This is a genomic window from Rhodobacter sp. SGA-6-6 (genome assembly GCF_011043545.1).
Classification (GTDB): Bacteria; Pseudomonadota; Alphaproteobacteria; order Rhodobacterales; family Rhodobacteraceae; genus Pseudogemmobacter.
The window spans coordinates 40,946-63,360 of sequence record NZ_JAAKGP010000016.1 but is presented as its reverse complement, the minus strand read 5'-3'; the positions used below and the strand labels follow the sequence as shown (position 1 = coordinate 63,360).

The window sequence follows — 22,415 nt, the reverse complement described above, 5'->3', positions numbered from 1 at the left end:
TTATGTGGAATTCCACATAACACCGACGGAGCCACGGGCGAGCATGGCGATCTTCTCGACATCATCCGCGAGAGGACCGGGATCTCTCGCTTTCCCGATCTTCTCACTGAGGCCCGGGCGCATCTGGGCCGTCCGCAGCCGGTCCTCCCGGATGCGCCGGTGCCAAAGAAGGCGAAGGCACCCGGTAGCACACCAGCAGCGGCGGCGCGGCTCTTCGCAGCCTCGGTGCCGGTCGCAGGCACGCTTGCCGACACCTACCTCCGCTCCCGGGGCCTGACCCAGGGCGGAGTGATGAGTGCCCTGCGCTTCCACCCGAAATGCTGGCATCGGGATGAGGGCCAGACCCGGAGCCTCCCCAGACCGGCGCTGATCGCCGCGGTCACCGATGGGGCAGGGGCCTTGCAGGGTGTGCATCGCACCTGGCTCGCGCCTGACGGACAGGGAAAAGCGCGGGTCGAGACGCAGAGGCGTGCCATGGGTCACCTCCTCGGCAATGCCGTCAGGCTGACCCCGCATGATGACATCCTCGTGGTCGGCGAGGGCATCGAGACCATGCTGTCCCTTGTCGAGGCCATGCCCGGCCTTCCCGTCTGGGCGGCGCTCTCGTCCGGTCACCTCGGGGCGGTCCTGCTGCCGGAGGGGCTGCAGCGCCTCTACATCGCCATCGACCGCGATCCGGCGGGGCGAGGCGCGGCAGAGAGGTTGAGCGCCAGAGCAACCGAGGTCGGGATTGCCGTTCGGGTGCTGGAACCGCGGCTCGGGGATTTCAACGATGATCTCCGGGCGACCGGCAAGGACGCGCTGCGCCAGCATCTGGCAGTGCAGATCGGACCTGAGGATCAGCAGCGCCTGTTGGGCTGAGCAGCGTCGCGCAGGGGCGGGCAAGAGACAGCGGGGCAGGGGTCACATCCCTGTCGTGGCTCTGGACTGTCGCTTTGCCTATTCCCGGGCAACCTCATCCACCCGTCACCCACACGGCCTTCAAGAGATGGGCAGGCGGCCGTCAAAGGTGCCGCCCTTCAAGGACGGGGGGCGACTGATTTCCGCCGGCGGCAGAGCCGCCTTTGCATCGCGAGACAAATCAGCCGCCCCCCGTCCTCCTCCACATGCGTTCCGGCCCCGAAAGGGGGTGAAGGGGCGTCCCCCGTGACGGCTTTCGCAGCCCATGAAGGCCGCGCGGGATGACGCGCGGACGAGACAGGCCCGGAGGCAAAAACCGATGACGATCCACACCCATGACGACGCGTATGAACCCGCCCACACTGCATCCCAGACCGCCCATGCGCTCGACGAGCTGCAGCTCTATGGCTACCGCCCCTTCGACGAGCCCGATCCGCGCCCGATGCCCGATGGGCAGCGCCTCGCGGTCGCCGTCGCCGACATCTTCGATGCCCTCGTTGCGACCCTGGAAGACACCCGCATGGAACCCGACCTCGAAGAGGTGCTCTGGGGCCAGGTCAACCTCTTCCACCGCGCCACGGCCCGGATCGAGCGGTCGCTCGATGAGAACGAACAGGCGCAGCGCCGCCTCCAGCGCGAGCAGGACGGCTCCGAGGTGAAATCCACGGAACTCGAGCGCCTGACGGCCGAAGGCCTGACTCTGATCGAACGTCGGAACTGCATGGACATGATGCGCGATCACGCCGCGACCGAGTTCGTCCATCACACGGGCTCCACCTGGCGCCCCCGCACCGGCTCGATGGTGAGCCGCCAGCACATGACCGCAGCGCTGATCGACAGCCGCGACTTCCTGGCCGCCAAGCGCCGCGCAGAAACCGAGGTGATGCTGCCCGCGGGCCCCAAGGTCGCCCTCACCGGAGGGACCGATTTCAACGATCATCGCCTGATCTGGGGCAAGCTCGATCAGGTCCGGACCAAGTATCCCGACATGGTCCTTCTGCACGGGGGAAGCCCCAAGGGCGCGGAACTCATCGCCGCCAAATGGGCTGAGGCTCGGGGCGTGACGCAGGTCGCCTTCAAGCCCGACTGGACCAAGCATGCCAAGGCCGCCCCCTTCAAGCGCAACGACGCCATGCTGGATGTGCTGCCCGTGGGCGTCCTCGTCTTCCCCGGAACCGGTATCCAGGAAAACCTCGCCGACAAGGCCAAGAAGCTGGGCATCCCGGTCATGAAGTTCGAGAAGGGGGCGTGAGCCCCCTGTTTCCCTCGCAGCGAAATCGAGGTGGAAGCATAGGCTTCCACCTGATATTGTGTAAGAAACCTCACTCGATCACTACATGTACCATAGTCCGATCCAGCTTGATGTCTTCCCGACCGACGTGCAGATGCGCCGGATTGATCCGGCGCGCAACATGCGTCGCTTCTATCGGCTGAGCGTGCAAAGTGACCTCTTCGGTCGCGCCAGCCTCGTGCGCGAATGGGGCCGGATCGGGTTTCGGGGGCAGATGATGGTCGAGACCCATCCTGATGAAGGCAAGGCCATCACGGCTTTGATGAAGCTCGCAGCGGTGAAGAAGCGGCGTGGGTACGTCGACTGACGCTGAAACCAGACGAGCGCGCCATGAAGCACTGACGGTTCATTATCGTCATGTGCTCGCCCGATTTGCGTTGAAAAACCGAAGCCTAAGCCATAGGGTCAGCGGAGGCCCAGTTATTGGGCGCGCATAGTTTTAATGCGCACGGTTATGCTTGGGGGGAAGTCGTGTCGAACGACAAGTCGGATCTACGCTGGGGAGTCGAGCAACGTCTCGAGTTCATCGAGTTCCGCCTGTTCTGGGAGGGGCACGTGAACCGCATTGATCTGATGGATCAATTCGGGGTTTCGGTGAACCAGGCCTCAATGGACCTTAATCGCTATATCGGCTTCGCACCAGACAACATGGTCTACGACAAAAGCGCCCGGACCTACGTTCGCGGGCCAGGGTTCAAGCCACAGTTTCTAGAACCTGACGCAAGCAGGTATCTGGCCCAGCTGCGGTCTGTCGCTGACGGTATCCTCGACAGAGAGGACTCCTGGATAGCCGACTTGCCGCCCTACGCAGCCTCGCCCACGCCCGTGCGAGGCGTCGACCCTGTCACGCTCCGGTCAGTGCTCGGGGCTATCCGGCGTTCGGAGGCGATCGAGGTCAAATATCAGTCCTTGTCGAACCCTGAGCCACGTTGGCGCTGGATTGCGCCCCATGCCATCGCTTTTGATGGCTTCCGGTGGCATGCGCGCGCCTATTGTCTCTCCGACGAAGTCTTCAAGGATTTCCTACTCTCTCGAATGATCGAAATTCGTGGGTGCACTGAGAGCGCCGCGGTGCCTTCGGCGGACGCGGATTGGAATGATAACGTGGTCCTCGAGATAGGCCCGCATCCTGATCTTTCCCCGACACAGGCAAAGGTCATTGCGCTCGACTACGGCATGGATGGGGGAAAGGCGGCGATCAAGGTCAGGCGCGCCCTTCTCTATTACGCATTGCGACGGCTTGGACTGGATACCGATCCAAGCGCGCGACCGCCCCAAGATCAGCAAATCGTGCTGCTTAACCGAGAGACACTGGAGGCGACAGCGCCATGAGAAAAATGGTTCTCTCGTCTGCTGTCGAACACTTACGGCTCGCCAGGTTTGGATTGAAAAGAGTGCGTCTCAAATGAGTTCAGCAATCCCCACCCCCGGGTCCGTCATCAGCCTCCGCTCCGCCACCTGGAAGGTGCTGGGCACCTCGACGCTGAAGCGCGGATTCCGGGAGGTCCACTGTCGGGGCCTGAACGGTCTGGTTCGTGACAAGGAGGCCCGGTTCGTCTGGGATCTCGAGAAAGGGGCGCGCGTCCTTGACCCCGCGGCGGTCAGGCTCGTCTCGGACACGTCCCCCGGTCTGATCGACACGAAGCTGCACCTCGCGGCCGCGTTCCGGGCGACACCGACGACAACGCGTCGCCCCCTGACGCTGGGCCGGGCCGCGATTGACGATCTGACCTTTCAGCATCTCCCGGTGGAGCGGGCGCTGGCGCAGGACCGGGTTCGGCTCCTGATCGCGGATGACGTTGGCCTCGGGAAGACCTTGGAGGCGGGCCTGATCACCTCGGAGCTCGCTCTGCGCGGTCGAGCGGATCGGATCCTGGTGGTCACGACCCGGGCCATGCTGACCCAGTTCCAGAAGGAGTTCTGGACCCGGTTCTCGATCCCGCTTTCCCGGCTCGACAGCGCCGCAATCCGGAGGATGCGGAACAAGATCCCGGCTCATTACAACGTGTTCGATCAGTTCGACCGGTCCATCGTCTCGATCGACACCCTGAAACGGGACAACCAAATCCGGGACGCGCTGAAACATTCCTACTGGGACCTCATCATCATCGACGAGGCGCATAATACCGCCGAACGGAAGTCGGTCGCCGGGTCGAACTCGCAGAGGGCGGAGCTGGCGCAGCTCCTGTCTCGCCGCACCGACTCCCTGCTCCTGCTGACCGCGACCCCGCATGATGGATCGCAGGAAAGCTTCGCCAGTCTTATCAAGATGCTCGACCCAACCCGGGTTCCGGATCCGACCCGGCTGCACCGGTCTGACATCGAGGATCTTGTCATCCGCCGGTTCCGCTCGTCGCCGGAGGTGGTCGCCGATATCGGCCGAGAGGTCCCGAAACGGCAGCTGTTCCCGCGCCGCTTCCCGCTCAGCCCTCAGGAAGAGGTGGCCTATCAGGCGATCGCGGACCTGCACCTCGATCTTGATGACGAACAGACCCGGGGACGCGCGATCGACCTGTTCCGGACCACGATCGCCAAGGCGATCTTCTCCAGCCCAGCCGCTTGCTTTGAGACGCTCTCACGCCGGATCCGGGGTATCGAAAACGGGACCGCCCGCGGCACCCCAGCTGACCGGGACCGGCTACGGGCGCTGGCGGACCACGTGGCGGCGATCGATACGGGCGCGTTCAGCAAGTATCAGGAGCTACTGCGCCTGCTGCGCCAGTTGAACTGGACCGGGCGCGCCGCCCGGGACCGGCTGGTCATCTTTTCGGAACGGATCGCGACAGTGTCCTGGCTCGCGGACCGGCTGCGCGAGGACCTGGGTCTTTCGGCCGACCAGGTGGCACGGGTGGACGGGGGAAGCGTCGAGGCGGACGTTCGGACCCAGGAGGTGATTGAGGCGTTCGGTCAGGAGCGATCACCGATCCGGATCCTGATCGCCTCCGACATGGCGTCCGAGGGGCTCAACCTCCACTTCCAGTGCCACCGGCTGATCCATTTCGATCTCCCCTGGTCCCTGTTGAGATTCCAGCAGCGCAACGGCCGTATCGACCGCTACGGTCAGGACCGGCCCCCGCAGATCAGCTACTTCGTCGGCGAGAGTACGCATCCGAAGGTGCGGCAGATGTGGGTCCTCGAGAAGCTGGTCGCAAAGGACGAGGCGGCCCAGGCCGGCGTTGGTGACCCGGCCGTGTTCCTCGGCGCGGGGGACGCGGACGGGGAAGAGGCTGTGGTCGCTGAGGCGGTCGCCACCGGCATCGGCGCGGAGGCGTTCGAGCGCCAGATGGACGCCAGAGCCGCGGAGGCCGTCACCCACATGTCGGTCGACGATGAGTTCGCGGCCCTCTTCGGGGATTACGCGGCCCCGGCTCCAGCCGACGCGGCACCCCCGACGGATCAGGCCCCGCCGCGCCTCTACCCGGATACGTTCAGCTACGCCCGGGCGATGATTGAGCGGCTCTCCCGGTCGGAGGGGCGCATCTTCCCGGAGCAGCCCGGGATCTTCCCGGAGGACCGGGTTATCCGGCTCCCGATCCCGGACGACATGCGGGCGCGCGACGGGTTCGGTTACGCGAGCGAAGGGGCGGTTGATAGCCGGTTCATGCCGGAGGAAGCGGTCGGCCCCGGGGGCCGGATCGAGTTGACCGACCAATCCGGAGTGATCAACCAGGCGATCAACGACGCGAAGGCGCAGGAGCGAGCTTGGCCGACCGTTCAATTCCTGTGGGACGGGCACCCGATCCTGCAATGGTTCGCAGACCAGGCCAGCACCTTCTTCCCGGAGCACGCCGCCCCGGTAGCGTCGCTACAGGGACGCCTGCCCGCGGGGGAGGTGGCCGTGGTCCTTCACGGTGCGATCCCGAACGCAAACGGGGCCCCGGTCGTGGACCGGTGGGCCGTGGTGATCCGGTCGGCGGACGGGACCGTGCGGATCGAGGAGGTGGGCGCATTTCTGGAACGGACCCGGCTCGCCGGGGACACCCCGAGCCGCCCCCTGGAGGACCTCTCGGCGGCGCAGGCGGTGATCCCGGCCGCGGTGGACCGGTTCCAGACGCACCTGGTCGATCTGCGGAAGGCGCGAGAAGCGGACATCCAGCGCGACCTCGACGCCGTTCTTGACCGGCTGTCAGCTCTGGAAACGCGGTTCCGAGCCCAGCTTACGCTTGATCTCGGCGAGGTGCCCGGGACTGATGAGGGGCTCAGCCCGTTTGAGAAGAGACGCCTGACGATCCGCCGAAAGCGGGAACAGGAGATCGAGAAGCTGTTCCATGACTGGACAGACTGGTTCGAGCGGACCCGGAAGATGATTCCGGACCCGAACCCGCATGTCGACGTCAAAGCTGTGTTTTTGGGGTGACCGAATGGACCTGATCGGGATCGAAAACGAAGCCGAGTTCTTCCCATCCGGGACCCTTTCGGACGTGCTGAAAGAGGAGCTTCAGGACATCACCGCCCGCTGGGCCGGTCTTGACCGGGCCGCCCATCCGGTTGAGCGGCTGGCCCGCGTCGCCGGCCCGACAGTCGAGGCGCTGCGCCAGGTGCGCAACAGTTCGGATCGGTCCCGGCGCGCCGAACTGGTCCGGGACGCGCACCACGACGTGCTGACCGCCCTCGGCTACGTGTGGCGGCGCGAGGGGGCCTACACGGCTCTCGACGGGGCGCCGGTAATCCCGCTTGTGTCCCGCGCCCCGGATGCGAGCGGGCGTGACGCGCTGTGGGTAATCGAGGCGCCGATCCCGGCCCCTGAGGATGAGGCATCGGACCCACTGGGCGCCTGCTTCACCGAAGATCAATTCCCGCCGGACCTGCGCGAAGCGGCCCTACTGGATCGCACCATCGAGTCCGTCCTCGCCGAGGGGGTGTTCGAGCTGTCCGACGGCCCTCGTCACGTGCTTGTCCTCGGCCTGTCGCAGATCGTGCTGATCGACAAGAGGAAATGGCCGGCCCGGTCCGTCCTCCGGTTCGACCTTCAAGAAATCTTCGCCCGGGCGGACCGGGACACGCTCACCGTGATGGCCTGCCTGATCTCCCGAGAGGCGCGCGTCCCGGATCAGGGGGCGCCGATCTCGGATCGGCTCGAGGAGGAGGCGCAGCGGAACGCAAACGCAGTCACGACCTCCCTGAAGCGAACCGTCCGGGACGCGATCGAGCTGCTCGGCCAGGAGGTGATTGCGGTCACCGGCGGGAAGTACCCGTCCAGCTTCCCGGACCCGGCCCGGCGCGGGGTCTGGATCGACGGGCCGGAATTGTCGCGCGAATGCCTGCGTTACATGTACCGGCTGTTGTTCCTGTTCTACGCGGAGGCGAACCCCCGTCTGAACCTGCTCGACATGCGGAACCCGATCTACGCGACCGGATATTCGCTTGAGGCGCTGCGTGAACTGGAATCCGTTCCGCTCCGGACCACGGCGGACCGGGAGGGGACGTTCCTCTGGGAAAGCCTTCAGCGGACCCTCGACCTCCTCTACACTGGGCTCGACCTCGCCGATGAGGAACGGGGGTCCGGTCTTCGCCTACCGGCCGTGAAGGTTTCCCTGCTCGACCCGGAGAGCACGCCACTCCTGAACGGGCTGCGGCTGCGGAACGAGGCAGTTCAACAGGTGATCCGCCTGCTGTCGCTCCGGTCCACCGGCAAGAGCACGGGCCGGATATCTTACGCGAAGCTTGGGATCGGCCAGTTGGGCGCGGTCTATGAGACCCTGATTTCGTTCACCGGAGTGGTCGCCAAGACCGACCTCATCGAGCTGAAACCCCGGAAGGGCCGGTCGAATGACGCGGCCGAGGACGGGGAGGAGGCCGAAGCCACCGAACCGGAAGAGGACGGCGAGGAGGACCTGTTCGGTGAGGAAGAGGCCGAACAGGAGGACGCGTTCCGCCGTGATAAGGTGGACAAGCTGGCGCCCAGCTGGTTCGTCCCCCGCAGCCGGATCAACGAATTCGCCCCGGAAGAGATCGTCTTCAACGGGTCCGAGGCGCTCGTCTATGAAAAGGGGACCTTCATCTACCGCCTCGCCGGCCGGGACCGGGAGAAGTCCGCCTCCTACTACACGCCCGAACCCCTCGCCCGGTTGCTGGTCAAGCACGCGCTGATGGAGCGGTGCCGGGACCTGACCGCCGATCAGCTTCTGGACCTGAAGATCCTCGAACCCGCGATGGGCTCTGCGGCCTTCCTCGTGGAGACCACGAACCAGCTGGCCGACCTCTACCTCGAGCGGAAACAGAAGGCGACGGGCCGGACCATCCCGCAGGAGGACATCGTCCTCGAGAAGCAGCGGGTCCGGGCCTACATCGCAGACCGGAACTGCTTCGGGGTAGACCTCAACCCGATCGCCGTCGAACTGGGGGCGATCTCGCTGTGGCTGAACAGCCTGCACGGGAGCGAGTTCTCGCCCTGGTTCGGGGACCAGCTTCACGCCGGGAACTCCCTGATCGGCGCGCGCCGGGCCGCCTATGCCCCCGCGCTTCTCAGCGCCAAGGCGCAGGGCGACCTGTGGTTCAACGGGAAGCCCGATGAGATCGGCTGGCGCAAACGCCTGCCGGACGGGCACGTCTGGCAGTGGCTCCTCCCCGCCAAGGACATGGCGAACTTCGACAAGGACAAGTCGATCGCCCCCTTCGCGAAATCCGCGCAGGATCAGATCAAGGCGTGGCGCAAGGACGGCTTCTTCAAGAAGCTCGAACCCCACGAGATCAAGCTGGTCCAGAAGCTCAGCCGGGTCGCCGAGGCGCTGTTCGAGCAGGTGGCCGAGGACCTCGCCAAGACGCGCGCAGCCGCGAATGACGAGATCACGCTCTGGCCGAACAAGGTCATGCCGGGGAACAAGCGGCTAGACTTCCACGAAAAGGCTCGCCTGAACGCCCACCTGACCGGGGCTGACCACGCGACCAACACGCTCCCCTACAAGCGGCTGAAAACAGCGATGGACGCGTGGTGCGCCCTCTGGCTCTGGCCGCTGGACAAGGCGGACCTTCTGCCCGGCCGGGCGGAGTTCCTTCAGGGGATGGCGATGATCCTTGAGGGCGGGTTCACCGCTGACGGATCGCTGGCCGCGCCGAGCGTGTCGGAGTTCGCCGATCCGGCCCCGGACTTCCTCGACCTGCTGGAACCCGACGCCCCCGCCCGCGACCTGTTCAAGGCCGCCGCCAAGCGGCAGGACGGGCTGTTCCGGGAAACGAATGTCGAGGCGCTGATCGAGAATTTCGACTGGCTGAAGACGGCGGTCGAGGTGGCCGAGCGCGAGCGCTTCGTGCATTTCGACCTGATCTTCGCCGACGTGATGAAGGCGCGCGGCGGGTTTGACGTCATCGTCGGAAACCCGCCCTGGGCCAAGCCCTCGTGGAACGAGGGGCTGGTGTTGGCGGATATCGACCCGCTTCATGCGGGGCTGTCGGCGTCGGACGCGAAGAAGGTCCTGCCCGAGGCGCTGCCTAAGGCCCCGCCCGTGCGGCGCGAGGGGAGGACGGTTCCGGCCGTCGAGGCGTTCCTACAGGATTTCGTGTCGACTCGGGGGGCGATGGAGGTAACTTCGTCCGAGGTGATGAACCCCTTTGCCGGGGGCGGGTCGAACAACCTCTATCGCTGCTTCATCGACCTGTCGTTCCGGTTGGTCGCGCAGCAGGGTTATGCGGCGCTGATCCATCAGGACGGGCATCTGGGCGACCCGAAGTCGGGGGTGTTCCGGCGGCACTGGTATGCGCGGATCGCGAAGCATTTCGAATTCATCAACCGGATGAAATCGCGGAACTTCATGGAGGTTGATCACAACGTCAGATTCAGCCTGAACATCTATCGCGGCGAGCAGCGCGCGCCAGATTTCGAGAAATTCACTTACGCCTTCACAGCCGCACAGGTCGAAGATTCGTATGCGGATCAGGACGGGATCGGCCCGGTCCCCAGTATCAAGAATTCAGAAGGGAACTGGGACACCCGCGGCCATCGTGACCGCGTGATGCGGATCGACCGCGATGCGCTGGCGGTGATCCATGCCCTTTCTGAAGATGAGACGGTCGCGGTTGAAGAGGCCCGGTTCATTCAGCCTTATTCGGCCCGAACCCTGGACGTCTTCCGCCAGATGGCGCGGTTTCCAAAACTCGACGCCGCGATCCCACGGATCGAGCGTTCGGTGAGCGCGGGTGCTGGAGAGCGGATAATTGAAATTCCGTTGTGGCAACAGTCGCCCCACTGGCATGAAACGGCTGCCCAAAAAGACGGGACAATCCGGCGTGAGACTGGCTTCCGAGCAGCGGATCAGATGATACTTCAGGGACCGCTGTTTCACGTCGGGAACCCGATTTACAAGACGCCCAAGGCGATCTCACGGACAAATGCGGATTACCTCGTTGTCGACCTGACCACCGCGCCTGAAGACTATCTGCCGCGCACGAATTACGGTCCGGCGCTGGAGATGAAAGATTACCGGAGCCGGATGACCCAGTGCCGCTGGGACCCGACGAAAGGCCACGCCGATTTCTATCGCGTGGCGTTTCGGAACATGATTGCTCTAAACGGAGAGCGCAGCTTGATCGGTGCGATGATCCCGCCGGGCGCGGCGCACATACACAAGGTTGAAAGCATCGCTTGTGCGGACGTTTCAGTTTCTCTCGCAATACACTCGTTCGCTTGTTCGATCCCGTTCGACTATTTGGTCAAGGCAAACGGACGCGGTGATCTTTTTGCCTCTGATATAGGCCGATGGCCGTTTCCAGAACTGGAGGATACCGCCAGGCACCGCTCCCTGCGACTCGCCTGTATCACCTCGGCCTACGCCGACCTCTGGAACTGCCACGCTACCACACTTGATGTCCTCCCGTGGTCCTCCCCTGACCCCCGACTCCACCTCGAAGGTCCGGTCGAAGGCCCGGTCACTTGGGACCGAACCGCAGGCCTCCGGACCGAATTCGCCCGCCGCATGGCGCTTGTCGAGATTGACGTGCTGGTCGCGCAGGCGCTCGGCCTGACACTCGACCAGTTGATCGAGATCTATCGGATCTACTTCCCGGTCCTTCAGGAGAACGAGGCGGGCACCTGGTATGACCAGAAGGGCCGGATCGTCTGGACCTGCTCCAAGGGCCTGCCCGGCGTCGGCTGGCTCGACGACCGCGGCAAAAGCCCCGGCCGCGCCGCCTGGGAGCGTATCCTCGCCGACAACCCGACGGAACTGACCTGCACCGCCATCGACGACACGATGCCCGGCGGCCCCCGCACCGTCACCCGCCACTTCGTCGGCCCCTTCACCCGGTGCGACCGGATCGAGGACTACCGCCGCGCCTGGGCCCATTTCGAGCGGCTGAAATCCGAAGAGGCCGCTGAATGACGGGGCGGCAGGGCGAACTTCCCTTCGAGGAAGGGATCGACGCGATCCTGCGCGATACGGCGGACCGGATCGACGAGCTTTACCGCGCCGCCAGCGAACCAGGCGCCCGCCCGCCGTGGGTGGACCTGTTCGACAGGATCGCGGGTCAAACCCACATGGCCCCGTTCAACCTGATGCTGGCCGACCTCCAGCGCCCGGGCGCGCGCTACATTGCGTTCCCCGACAAATGGCGGGAGATTGGACGGACGGTGAAACCGGCTTCGATCCCGATCGTCGTCCTGTGGCCGTTCTGCCCGGTGCGCTGCGCCTATGAACTGGCGGATACAACCGGGGACCCGGTCGACGACGCCCTTCTGGACAAGGTTTTCGGCGAGCCCGTCGAGGTTCGGGATGGCCTCATCGACCGCGTAGCGCGCCGCGCCCTGAAGGAGGACCGGATCGACGTGAAATCGGTGAGCCTCGCCGCTACCCTTGCCGGTGATGCCCGCGCGGTTCCGGTGGATCCGACGGCCAAGGGTAAACCCATAGGACCGGGCTGGGTCGTCCGGGTCAACTCGAACCTCAATACGAACGCGCAATTCACAACGCTCGTCCACGAACTGGCCCATGTCTACCTCGGCCATCTGGGCGGGAACGGGAAGAAGTGGCCGGATCGGCGGCCCCCTCAATTGGATGTACGGGAGTTCGAAGCAGAGGCGGTGACATACATCGTCTGCAAGCGATTTGGCTTGCAGTCGAACTCGGCTGAATATCTGAATGGTTATTTGAAAGAGAAAACCATTGAATTTGTAAGTCATTCTGCGATCGCACGGGCTGCGGGAAGGATTGAACAACATGCCCGTTAGTGCAGGTTTGGCGGAGTGATGACAGTATGAACCCGATCCTCCTCGCCCGTCATGTGCAGGACAGCCTGCGCGAACTGGTCCACACGACGCTGAACAGCACCAGCCCCGCCTTTGAGGGAATGGTGGACCGGTTCATCACCGAGCCCGCGAACTTCCTGAAGGGGCCGTGGATCTCGGTCGACATGCCGTTCCGGCAGATCGACGGGGCGAAGGAGGGGACGTGGGCGCAGCCCTTCCCGGAGGTTCCGCTGAAATTCGCGCCCTACCAGCACCAGACGGACGCCTTTGCCCGGCTGAGCGGGACGGCGATGCGCTCGACCCTGGTCGCGACCGGGACCGGGTCGGGGAAAACTGAATCCTACCTGTGGCCGATCCTGGACCACTGTCGGCGGAACAAGGGGAAGCCCGGGATCAAGGCGATCCTGATCTACCCGATGAACGCGCTGGCGACGGACCAGGCGCGCCGCATTGCGGATGCGCTGACCCGGATCCCGTCGCTGAACGGGGTGCGGGCCGGGATCTATGCGGACGCGGAGCCGCAGAACCCGGCGCATGAGGTGACCGAGGACAGCGTGATCACGCATCGCGAGACGATGCGGAAGAACCCGCCGGACATCCTGCTCACGAACTACAAGATGTTGGATTACCTGCTTCTACGCGGCCGGGACAAGCCGCTCTGGGCGCAGAACGACCCGGAAACGCTCCGGTTTCTGGTGGTCGACGAGATGCACACCTTCGACGGGGCGCAGGGGGCGGACCTGGCCCTGCTGCTGCGCCGCCTGAAGTACCGGCTGAACACCCCGGAAGGACACCTGATCTGCGTGGGGTCGTCGGCAACGCTTGGCTCCGGGGAAGAGGCGGCGACGGACTTGCGCCAATACGCCGAGACAATCTTCGGCGAGCCGTTCGACGCGGGCGCGGTGGTCCGGGAGACCCGGAAATCCCCCAACGAGGTGTTCGGCGACGCGGAGTATCTGGACCGGCCGGATCCCGCCGATATCCACGGCGCCTTGAGAGCGGCGACGGAAATGGACCAGCCGGGTGCCGCGCGACGGCTCGCTGTCTGTCTGTTCCCGGATCGGACCGACCCCGACCTCGCCTTTCTGGACACAGGTGATCCAGCGGACCCGGCTTGGCGGATCGCACTCGGGGACCGGCTCGTCCAGCATCACCTGTGTCAGCGGACCCTGAAGATCATCGCCGAGCACAAGGGACCCGCTTCGCTTGAGGCGATTGCGGCTGGGCTGGGACAAGTCCGGGTCCTTCGTGACTGGCCCGAGGCAGACCTGACTGCGCTCGCCGAGCTGGTCGTAGGGCTGGTCGCCTGGGCCCGGTCCGGGTCGGCTGAGAGCCCGCGCCCTCTATTCAACGTCAGGCTCCAGCTCTGGATCCGGGAGATGGCCCGGATGGTGACAACCCTGCCGCGACTCGAGGCGGGCGGGGTCCGTTCACAGATCGACCTTTTCCATGAAATGGACCTGGAAAGGGACCAGCTTTGCCGGGCCCTTCCGGTCGTGAACTGCAACCGGTGCGGGGCGACCGCGCATCTCGGACGGCAGGACGCCCGGTCGAAGTCGCTACATGCGGACCTGGAGCAGCTCTACCAGGAGTTCTTCGACGAGAACGGGGCGGACCGGATCCGGCTCATCTATCACGAGTCGATCGACCGGATGGTCCCGGCCAGCGGCGCCGGTGGTCAGATCGTGAAGGGGGTCCTGAACGCGGAAACGGTCGAGTTCACCCCGGCCGATCACAAGGATCTCGGCCCGGGACCGGCCTCACAGGTCTGGTTGTACAACCCGACCGACGCGAACGGACGGATCGACCGGACCTGCCCTGCCTGCGGGCAGGCGCGCGGGCTTCTCCTCTTCGGGATGCGGGCGGCGCGTTTGACGACCGGCATCACCGGTACCCTTTACACCTCCGAACAGAACGAAGAGAGCCCCGAGGCAAAACCGCGCTTCCTGATGTTCTCGGATTCGGTTCAGGACGCGGCGCACCGGGCGGCGGTGGCCGAAACCCGGAACGCACTGTCGGTCTACCAGAAGGCACTCTACGGGGCGCTTCGGTCCGCGGAAACGGGCGCGATGAGCCTGAAAGAGGTGATCGAGGACGTCCCGCGCGCCCAGTTGAACGACCTCGGCCCGGACGGGTTCACAGCGCTGTTCATCCCGAAGGAGTTGACCTGGCGGCGGCGCTACCGGGAGCTGGTCGAAAGCGGGGCCACCATCACCGACCCGGTGTTTCTCGACCATATCCGGATCCGGCTCGGCTGGGAGTATTTCGTCGACCTGAGCTACAGGGCGCATTTCAACCACACGCTTGAATTGAACGGCATGGCGGCGGCGGATGTGCCCACGGATCTGCTGCGCCTGTCCGCGGAGCGGCTGGCACGGGAGCTGCGAAACGATCTGCCGGGCGCGCCGGAGTTCGACCCGGCCCTTCTGACCCGGCTCCTCGCCGGGGTGACGCAGCGGATGCGGCGGCAGGGGTCCGTGGCGCACCCCTATCTCGAGAGCGCGATCGCGAACGGGAAAGGGAACTACGGGCTGAACTGGTACGCGGCCGCCATCCAGGTGGGCGTGGGGAAGACCGGTTCCCTGCCAAGCCCGGACAGCCGGCGGGGCCTCGCGCCGATCCCGGTGACCCTCGGCGCCGCCCCGACCGGGTTTGAGAAGATCACCCGGACCGGCCCCGCGAGCTGGTACCGGGACTGGCTGTTCCGGCTGATCGGACCGTCCGACCTGCGCTACGGCGCGGACCCTGACGCGATCTATCCGCTCCTCCTGCGCCGACTTGAGGCCGACGACATCGTCCGACGCGTGAACGGGCCCGAGGGGCAGAACCGGCATGCCTGGCTTCTCGTGCCGGAACGGGTCACCGTCTCCACCGCGACGATCGGGCTGTGCTGCGACTTGTGCGGTCGGCGCGAGACCGGGCTTTCGGAAAACGCAGGTGTCCTGATCGGCTCCCCCTGTACGCGGATCGGTTGTGACGGGCACCTAGCAGCGGTTGAGCAGGCTGACCGGCCCGCCCTGCGCCGCGCCCTTCGCTCGGACCGAAACCACCGGGTGGTGGCGCGAGAACATACCGGCATCCTCGAAACGGATGAGCGGCTGCGGATCGAGACCGGGTTCATCAAGAGCGAAACCCGCTGGGCCCCGAACCTGATCTCGGCCACTCCGACCCTGGAGATGGGGATCGATATCGGGGACCTGTCCACCCTGCTTCTGAGCTCGGTCCCCCCGGAGGAGGCGAATTACGTCCAGCGGATGGGGCGGAGCGGGCGGCGCGACGGGAACGCGCTGAACATTGTGCTGGCGAATGCGCGTGCCCATGACCTCCAGTTCTGGGAAGACCCAACCCCGATGCTGGCAGGCCAGGTCCGGCCGCCGGGCGTGTTCCTCGCGGCCGAAGAGGTGCTGCTTCGTCAGGTGACCGCCTATACCCTCGACGCCTATGTCGCGGCCACGAAGGAGAGCGGGGATTACGGGAAGGTCCGGGACGTGCTGAAACGCCGGGCCTCCGGCGCGACCGAAGGGTTCCCGGTTGAGTGGCTTGAACTGGTTCGCGAAACCGGGCCGGAACTGGCAGACCGGTTCCTGTCTGGCCTGCCGCAAGAGGTGCAGGACCGGACGGATCTGGCCGACCGGATCCGATCTTACCTGACCGGAACGGACCCGAAATCGATCGGCTGGCGCGTCGGGGAGGCCTTCGACGGGGCTGCCACCGAACGGGCCCGGCTGGTGGAAAAGCGCGAGGAAGCGACCAAGGAACTTGGTCGGCTCAAGAAGCGCCGGGCCGAGCTGACCGATGAAGAATATGAGCGTCGTGAACAGGACCTGACCCGGGACCGGACCGAGATCAACCGTCTGATCCGAAGCGGGATCGACGATGTGCCGGTGATCAAGTTTCTGACCGACAAGGGAATCTTGCCGAACTACGCCTTCCCCGAAGAAGGGGTGAAGCTGACGTCGATCCTGTCGCGGCGCAACGATGGCGCGACAGCACGGGACGAGGACGGGCTTCTGCACGTCGAATACTCCCGGCCCGCCAGCTCCGCCCTGTCGGAATTCGCGCCGGGCCAGTTCTTCTACGCCAACGGGCGCCAGGTGCAGATCGACCGGATCGAGATCGGCAAGGAAGATTTGGCCCGCTGGACCTTTTGCCCAGCCTGTTCGCATGTCGCGCACCGGATTGAGGGCGCCGAGACCCGCACCTGCCCGCAATGCGGGGACGAGATGTGGTCGGATAGCGGCTCCGCGCATGACGTGGTCCAGCTCAAGTCTGTCATCGCGATCGACAGCGAGGAAAAGGCGGCGATCCGGGACGGGGATCAGCGGGACCAGCGTCAGTTCGACCGGGTTCTCATGCCCTTCCATGGACCGGAAGACATCGCCGCCTCCTGGTTCACCAGCCGGGAGAACGGTGCCCCGTTCGGGTTTGAATTCCTGCCCAGTTGCACGTTCCGCGACTTCAACTTCGGGACGAAGTCCACCCTCCCCGGGCCGCGGATCGCGGGCGAGCGTCGGCCCGCACAGCCGTTCCGGATCTGTCGCCACTGCGGGTCGCTTCAGGGTCCCCCACGCGGCGAGGACGATCGCGGAACGCACCCGCCGAACTGTCTTGTCATGCGGGATGAGGACCTGCTTCGCGAGCAGTGGGAAACCGGCGTGTTCCTGATGCGAAAGTTCGACACGGAGGCGATCCGGATCGTGATCCCGGTGGTCGGGGACGCGGATGATGATGACCTGAAAAGCTTCGTCGCGGCGATCAACCTCGGGATGCGGCGTCACTTCGCGGGGAAGGTCGACCATATCCGGTCCACCATCTTCCAGGCGCAGCTGAACGGAATGACCACGGTTCGCAGCCTTTACCTCTACGATTCCGTGCCGGGCGGATCAGGCTATCTGCGTCAGATCGCGGAACATCCGAACACGATGCGCGAGGTTGTCAGCCGCGCGGCGGAGGCGCTCCGGGACTGCCCCTGCAACCAGGAGCCGGACCGGAACGGGTGCTTCCGCTGTGTGAAGCCCTACCGGTCACAGTTCGGGCCCGGCGAGCCAGATCGGGACCGGGCGCGGCAGATGATGGAGGCGATCCTCGAGAAATGGGACAGCCTGACCCAGACCGAGACCGGGATCGACGCGTCAATTCGGGGCGCGCTGGTCGAGAGCGTGCTGGAGAAGCGGTTGCTGCGCGCCCTTTCCGGCTTCTATGGAGACGGGGCGCTGACGCCGCAGGTGCTGCCGGGTGGACGGCGTGGGTTCGTCCTGCGCGCGGGTCGGCCGGACGCGCCGCGCCTCTGGACGATCGAGCCGCAGGTGCAGATTGACGCGCGGTTCCGGGGCCTGCCCCGCAAGCGTGTCGACTTCCTGCTCACCCCGGTTGGCCGCAGCGGCGGCCTACCGATCGTCATCGAAATGGACGGGATCGAGTACCACGCGGGTACGGTCGCCCAGGACCTGTTGGACCGGATGTTGATGATCCGGTCCGGGCAGGTGCGGGTCTGGACCCTGTCCTGGCGCGATCTTGACCCGGAGGACAAGGGCTACCTGAACCCGCTCTCTGAAACCGCCCTCGGGGCGCAGATGACCGGGCCCCTTGGGCGTGCGCTGGCGCATCCGCTGCTCGCCCCACATGCAGAGGCGGTCCGGACGCTTCAGACCATCAGCACGCTCGATGCACTGAGGCGCCTTCTGGACGGGGATGCGGACGGGGATGCGGTGATCCGGTCCGTCCTGATCCGGGGCCTCGTGAAGGGCGGTCGCCCCATCGACCAGCTTCCCCGGCAGGCGGCTCTTTCAGAGGCGGGGCGCCTGTTTCTCTCCGGTACACAGGCGGTGGAACAGGTCGGGGTCGGGGCGCTCGATCTCTATCTGGCCTGTGAGAAGATCTCGCCCACCGAATGGGCCCAATCGGATCGCGACCTTCGTCTTCTCCTGCGTTCGGTCCTGCCCGATCCGGGCGAGGTTCCGGCCGCGAAAACCCTCTACACGGAGGCCTGGCGCGGGCTCTGGCGGATCGTGAACCTGTTCCAGGGCGTGCGTGGTCTTCATGTCGAGTTCGACGGGCTGGACACGTTGGCCCCACCCGACATGGTGGAACCCGTCGACCAGGGGGACCAGGGCCCCGGCTTGGCCGCTTGGGAAGAGGCGCGGGCGCTGTGCGACGACGCGTTCCACCCGTTGATTGACGCGTTGATCGCGGCCGAGGCGCCCGGGCCGGACCACTTCGGGGACGATCTGGTTGCGGGCGGACGCGTGGTGGGCGCTATGGAATTCGGATGGTCGGATACCCGCGTCGCGGTTGCCGAAACATCCCTTGAGGGGGTCGGCTGGGCGCTGATCCCGTTTGATCCGGAAACCGATCAGATCGGGGAGACGGTCTCGCGAATTATCACGGCCCTTCAGGAGGCACGGACATGACAGACACAATGACCAAGCGGGTCTCCTACGACATCGGCTGCATGAAGAGCCTGCGGAAACTGCCGGACCGGGTTGCGCTCCGGTTCATGGACCTGATGACCAAGTATATGTCGGACCCGTCCGCGAATGGGCTGAACCTGGAAACGGTGGAAGGATCGAGGGACAGCTCGATCAAGTCCATGCGGGTCGACCAGGGGTATCGGGCCATCGCCTTCGAGGTCGGCCGCGACATCATGTTCGTGCATGTCAACGAGCACGACAAGGCCTACCGCTGGGCGGCAGGGCGCCGGGTCAAGCTCGACCCGGAAACGAACCGGATCCGGGTGATTGAGGAGGTGGACGCGGTTGTCGAACCGGTGGCGACGCCGGATACCTACGCTCCTCGCCTCTTCGACGAGGTGACGGATGCAAGGCTGCGCGCCCTCGGCGTGCCGGAGGAGGAGCTGACGGCCGTTCGTCAGATCCCCACGATCGAGGCGCTGGAAGGCGCGGAGGACCGGTTCGATCCGCTCACCTATCAGATCCTTTACGCGGTCGCGGCCGGTTATGCGGATGAGGAAATCCAGTCCCTGACCGGGGTCGGCGCGGAACCGGACGCGGAACCGCAGCAGCCCGCCGCGGAGCTGACCTTCGGAAAGCTGATCGAGACCGAGCAGAGCCGCCAGACCATCTTCATTCCCGAAAGCGAGGAGGAGCTGCGCCGCGTTTTCGAGGAGGGACTTGAGGGCTGGCGCGTGTTCCTGCACCCCGAACAGCGCAAGATCGCCTACCGGGACTACAACGGGCCGGTTCTGGTCCGGGGCGGGGCTGGTACCGGCAAGACTGTCGTCGCGATGCACCGGGCCAAGCACCTTGCAGACCAGATCAAAAACGATCCGACCCGATCCGGCCAGCGGGTCCTTCTGACCACCTTCACGACCAGCCTCGCGCATGACATCGAGGCGAACCTCCGGACCCTGTGCCCTGACCATCTGGACGCCCGCCCGCCCCGGATCGAGGTGATCAACCTCGACCGCTGGGTCTCTCAGTTCCTCAAGCGCAAGAGCTTCGCCCGCGAGGTCGCCTTCTTCGGCGAGGCGCGGGACCGGCTGGACCAGGTGTGGAAGGAGGTCTTCGATGATCACGAGCTGCCCGAGGGGCTGTCTGAGCCGTTCGTTCGCGCGGAATGGGCGCAGATCGTCCAGGCGAAGGGGCTGACCGATCAGAAGGGATACCTGAAGGCGTCCCGGGCCGGCCGGGGCACCCCTCTCGACCGCAAGAAGCGGGCGGTGCTGTGGGACATCTTCGCCGATTACCGGGCCCGGCTGATCAGCGAAGGGCTCGCGGAGCCTGACGACGCTTACCGCGAGGCGACCGAGATCCTGACCTCCGAAGCGCCGAACCTGCCCTACAGCGCGGTCATCGTCGATGAGGCGCAGGACATGGGCGAACAGGCGTTCCGGCTGATCCGCGCGATCATGCCCGAGACCCCGGCGGGGGACCGGAACTCCCTCTTCATCGTGGGCGACGCGCATCAGCGGATCTATGGGCGGCGGGCCGCCATGTCCGCCTGCGGGATCAACGTGCGCGGCCGCTCGAAGCGCCTCCGCCTGAACTACCGGACCACGCAGGAGATCCGGGCCTGGGCGGTCTCGGTTCTCGAGGGGGTCAGCGTTGACGATCTTGATGAAGGGACGGATACCCTACGCGGTTATGTCAGCCTCATGCGCGGGGCCGCCCCCGAGCTGGTCGGGTGCCGGACAGAGGCGGAGGAGCTGGACGGGCTGGTGGCCTGGGTCCGGGCCCTGCCGCCCGACCAGATCCGCCTCTCCGACATCGGGGTCCTGTGCGCGCGTCGCGCCGACGCGGACCGGGTTCAGGCGGCGCTCCGCGCGGCCGGTATCGAGACGGTGATGCTCCAGTCCGGTGCGGACGACCGGTCCGTTCCGGGGATTCGGATCACCACGATGCACCGGGCGAAGGGGCTCGAGTTCTTCGCCGTGGCGATCCCCTTCCTGTCCGAGGCGGCCTTCCCGCCACCGGGTGCGCTCCGGGCCGCCGTGGATCCGGCAGATAAGGAGGACATTATCATGCAGTACCGGTCCCTCCTGCATGTCGCTGCGACCCGGGCGAAAAAAGCTCTCCGCATTTCATGGTCGGGGACGCCAACTGGCATTTTCACGGTCTGATGATTGTAGCGGTTTTATCTCAAACCATGAGCCAATACCGCGTATGGCGCCGCTCCCCGGTACGGCTAAGCGCGCCCATCTCCACCAGGTCCTGCAGGTCCCGCGTTGTGGTGGCGCGTGACGTGCCGGTTATGGCGATGTAGTTCTCGGCGCTGAGGCCGCCTTTGAACCCGTCGGGCCCCTCGCGGAACATGCGCTCAATCACCTTGGCTTGTCGCTCGTTCAGTCGATCACGGAACTGGTCGTAGAACTTCGCCTTGGCGATGAAGAACGCGACCCGTGTCAGCGTTACCTGCTGCGCCTTCAGAACGATCTCGGCGAACCAGATCAGCCAGCCGGTTACGTCCAGCGTCTTCTGGTGGGTTTCGAGCTGGTCGTAGTAGGCTTTCCGGTCCCGTTCGATCGTATAGGCCAGCGCGATTAGGCTCGGCTGGCCGATGTTCTGCGCAAGGGACTTTTCCGCCAAGGCGCGGCCGAGGCGACCATTGCCGTCCTCGAAGGGATGGATGCTTTCGAACCAGAGGTGCCCAAGCGCCGCGCGGGTTAGTGCTGGCAGGGGCGTTGTGCCGTCTGGCGCCGTTCGGTTGAACCAGTCGACGAACACGTCCATCTCGCCCTGGACCTGCGCGGAGGGCGGCGCCTCGAAATGCACCGTCGGCCGGTCGATGCGACCGGAGACGATCTGCATCGCGTCGGCATGTCGCCGGTAGGCCCCGATGGTTTCGAGCCCGCGGTCATGTGCCAGGAGCATCCCGTGCCATCGGCTGAGGGTCTCGTGGGTCAGAGGCGCGCCGTAGGTCGAGTAGACGTCGACCATCATCTCTGCGACGCCCTGTTCCTTGGGCTTCGATGGCGCACCGTCAGTGATCAGACCGAATTGCCGCCGGAGGGAGGATTGCACACTGCCCCTGTCTAGCACCTCGCCTTCGATGGCGCTTGTCCGCATCGCCTCTTCACTCAGAAGTTCGATGCGCAGGCGGTCGCGTTCATTGCCGGTCACATGGCGGACGGCGCCGAGAATCTCGCCGGATGACAGTAGGAACCGCCGCTCGAGAGGTTCGATGGCAGCGCTGTCATAGACGAAATTCGGCCAGTCGGGTTGATTCCAGTTCCAGCGCATGAGCTATAGGATCCGTTTCTATAACTCACAATAATGGCGACTCATGATGCATGAAAGCGAATTCTATGCATCATCCCGAGCGCTGGCGTTTAACCAGCTGGGCGTCTCCCCGCTTCAGGCGGCCTGTACCATGGGCTCGTAGCGGACCTCGGCCATGGCCTCGTTGATCCATGCCGGTTGGAGGTCGCCGTTGTTCCACTGGTAAAGATAGCCCACAAGGGCGTCGGTCTTCTTGCAGAGGATGCGCATGATGGGTTCGCCTGTCAGGCGGGCTGTGTTGGACATAATCTGCTCCTCTACCTGGACCTCTGCACCGGGAAAAAGGAGGCCACTCTATCCTTGGCAGGGT

Annotated in this window: 11 protein-coding genes; 9 read left to right on the top strand and 2 right to left on the bottom strand. The window is 65.3% G+C overall.

Going from position 1 to position 22,415, the window contains the following annotated elements; genetic code table 11:
* From G5B31_RS21285 to G5B31_RS18875, 9 genes are all read left to right on the top strand, one after another.
* On the top strand, positions 1-861 hold an 861-nt coding region (locus G5B31_RS21285), incomplete at its 5' end, for a toprim domain-containing protein (protein WP_165019767.1).
* Positions 862-1,219: 358 nt separating this feature from the next.
* Entirely contained in the window at positions 1,220-2,152 is a 933-nt protein-coding gene (locus G5B31_RS18910; protein ID WP_165019766.1) for a DUF2493 domain-containing protein, read from the top strand.
* An 85-nt stretch (positions 2,153-2,237) separates the two neighbouring features.
* Positions 2,238-2,498 carry a WGR domain-containing protein gene (locus G5B31_RS18905; RefSeq protein WP_165019765.1) on the top strand — a complete coding sequence of 87 codons (261 nt, stop codon included), beginning with the start codon at positions 2,238-2,240 and terminating at the stop codon, positions 2,496-2,498.
* Positions 2,499-2,662: 164 nt separating this feature from the next.
* Positions 2,663-3,523, top strand: a complete 861-nt coding sequence (locus G5B31_RS18900; RefSeq protein WP_165019764.1) for a WYL domain-containing protein — start codon at positions 2,663-2,665, stop codon at positions 3,521-3,523.
* A 73-nt stretch (positions 3,524-3,596) separates the two neighbouring features.
* Entirely contained in the window at positions 3,597-6,548 is a 2,952-nt protein-coding gene (locus G5B31_RS18895) for a DEAD/DEAH box helicase (RefSeq protein ID WP_165019763.1), read from the top strand.
* Positions 6,549-6,552: 4 nt separating this feature from the next.
* Positions 6,553-11,505 (top strand): Eco57I restriction-modification methylase domain-containing protein, encoded by a 4,953-nt coding sequence (locus G5B31_RS18890; RefSeq protein ID WP_165019762.1) that lies wholly within the window; start codon positions 6,553-6,555, stop codon positions 11,503-11,505.
* Entirely contained in the window at positions 11,502-12,350 is an 849-nt protein-coding gene (locus G5B31_RS18885) for an ImmA/IrrE family metallo-endopeptidase (protein ID WP_165019761.1), read from the top strand. Before G5B31_RS18890 ends, G5B31_RS18885 begins: the two co-directional genes overlap by 4 nt.
* A 26-nt stretch (positions 12,351-12,376) precedes the next feature.
* Positions 12,377-18,778 carry a DEAD/DEAH box helicase gene (locus G5B31_RS18880; RefSeq protein ID WP_165019760.1) on the top strand — a complete coding sequence of 2,134 codons (6,402 nt, stop codon included), beginning with the start codon at positions 12,377-12,379 and terminating at the stop codon, positions 18,776-18,778.
* Positions 18,775-20,946 carry a UvrD-helicase domain-containing protein gene (locus tag G5B31_RS18875; RefSeq protein WP_018065927.1) on the top strand — a complete coding sequence of 724 codons (2,172 nt, stop codon included), beginning with the start codon at positions 18,775-18,777 and terminating at the stop codon, positions 20,944-20,946. The genes G5B31_RS18880 and G5B31_RS18875 overlap by 4 nt, the downstream gene beginning before the upstream one ends.
* A 19-nt stretch (positions 20,947-20,965) precedes the next feature.
* On the opposite strand, the gene G5B31_RS18870 is transcribed toward G5B31_RS18875, so the two are convergent.
* Positions 20,966-22,066: a Fic family protein gene (locus G5B31_RS18870; RefSeq protein WP_131389178.1), complete on the bottom strand. Its 1,101-nt coding sequence runs from the start codon at positions 22,064-22,066 to the stop codon at positions 20,966-20,968.
* 114 nt (positions 22,067-22,180) lie between these two features.
* The gene (locus G5B31_RS18865) at positions 22,181-22,351 is read right to left on the bottom strand and encodes a hypothetical protein (protein WP_018065929.1); all 171 of its coding nucleotides are present in this window, start codon (positions 22,349-22,351) and stop codon (positions 22,181-22,183) included.
* Positions 22,352-22,415 lie beyond the last annotated feature (64 nt).

Excerpts from the sequence above, each read along its gene's own strand:
- G5B31_RS18910 (WP_165019766.1), top strand. The coding sequence starts at position 1,220 with ATGACGATCCACACCCATGACGACGCGTATGAACCCGCCCACACTGCA.
- G5B31_RS18905 (WP_165019765.1), top strand. The coding sequence starts at position 2,238 with ATGTACCATAGTCCGATCCAGCTTGATGTCTTCCCGACCGACGTGCAG.
- G5B31_RS18895 (WP_165019763.1), top strand. The coding sequence starts at position 3,597 with ATGAGTTCAGCAATCCCCACCCCCGGGTCCGTCATCAGCCTCCGCTCC.
- G5B31_RS18890 (WP_165019762.1), top strand. The coding sequence starts at position 6,553 with ATGGACCTGATCGGGATCGAAAACGAAGCCGAGTTCTTCCCATCCGGG.
- G5B31_RS18885 (WP_165019761.1), top strand. The coding sequence starts at position 11,502 with ATGACGGGGCGGCAGGGCGAACTTCCCTTCGAGGAAGGGATCGACGCG.
- G5B31_RS18880 (WP_165019760.1), top strand. The coding sequence starts at position 12,377 with ATGAACCCGATCCTCCTCGCCCGTCATGTGCAGGACAGCCTGCGCGAA.
- G5B31_RS18875 (WP_018065927.1), top strand. The coding sequence starts at position 18,775 with ATGACAGACACAATGACCAAGCGGGTCTCCTACGACATCGGCTGCATG.
- G5B31_RS18870 (WP_131389178.1), bottom strand. The coding sequence starts at position 22,066 with ATGCGCTGGAACTGGAATCAACCCGACTGGCCGAATTTCGTCTATGAC.
- G5B31_RS18865 (WP_018065929.1), bottom strand. The coding sequence starts at position 22,351 with ATGTCCAACACAGCCCGCCTGACAGGCGAACCCATCATGCGCATCCTC.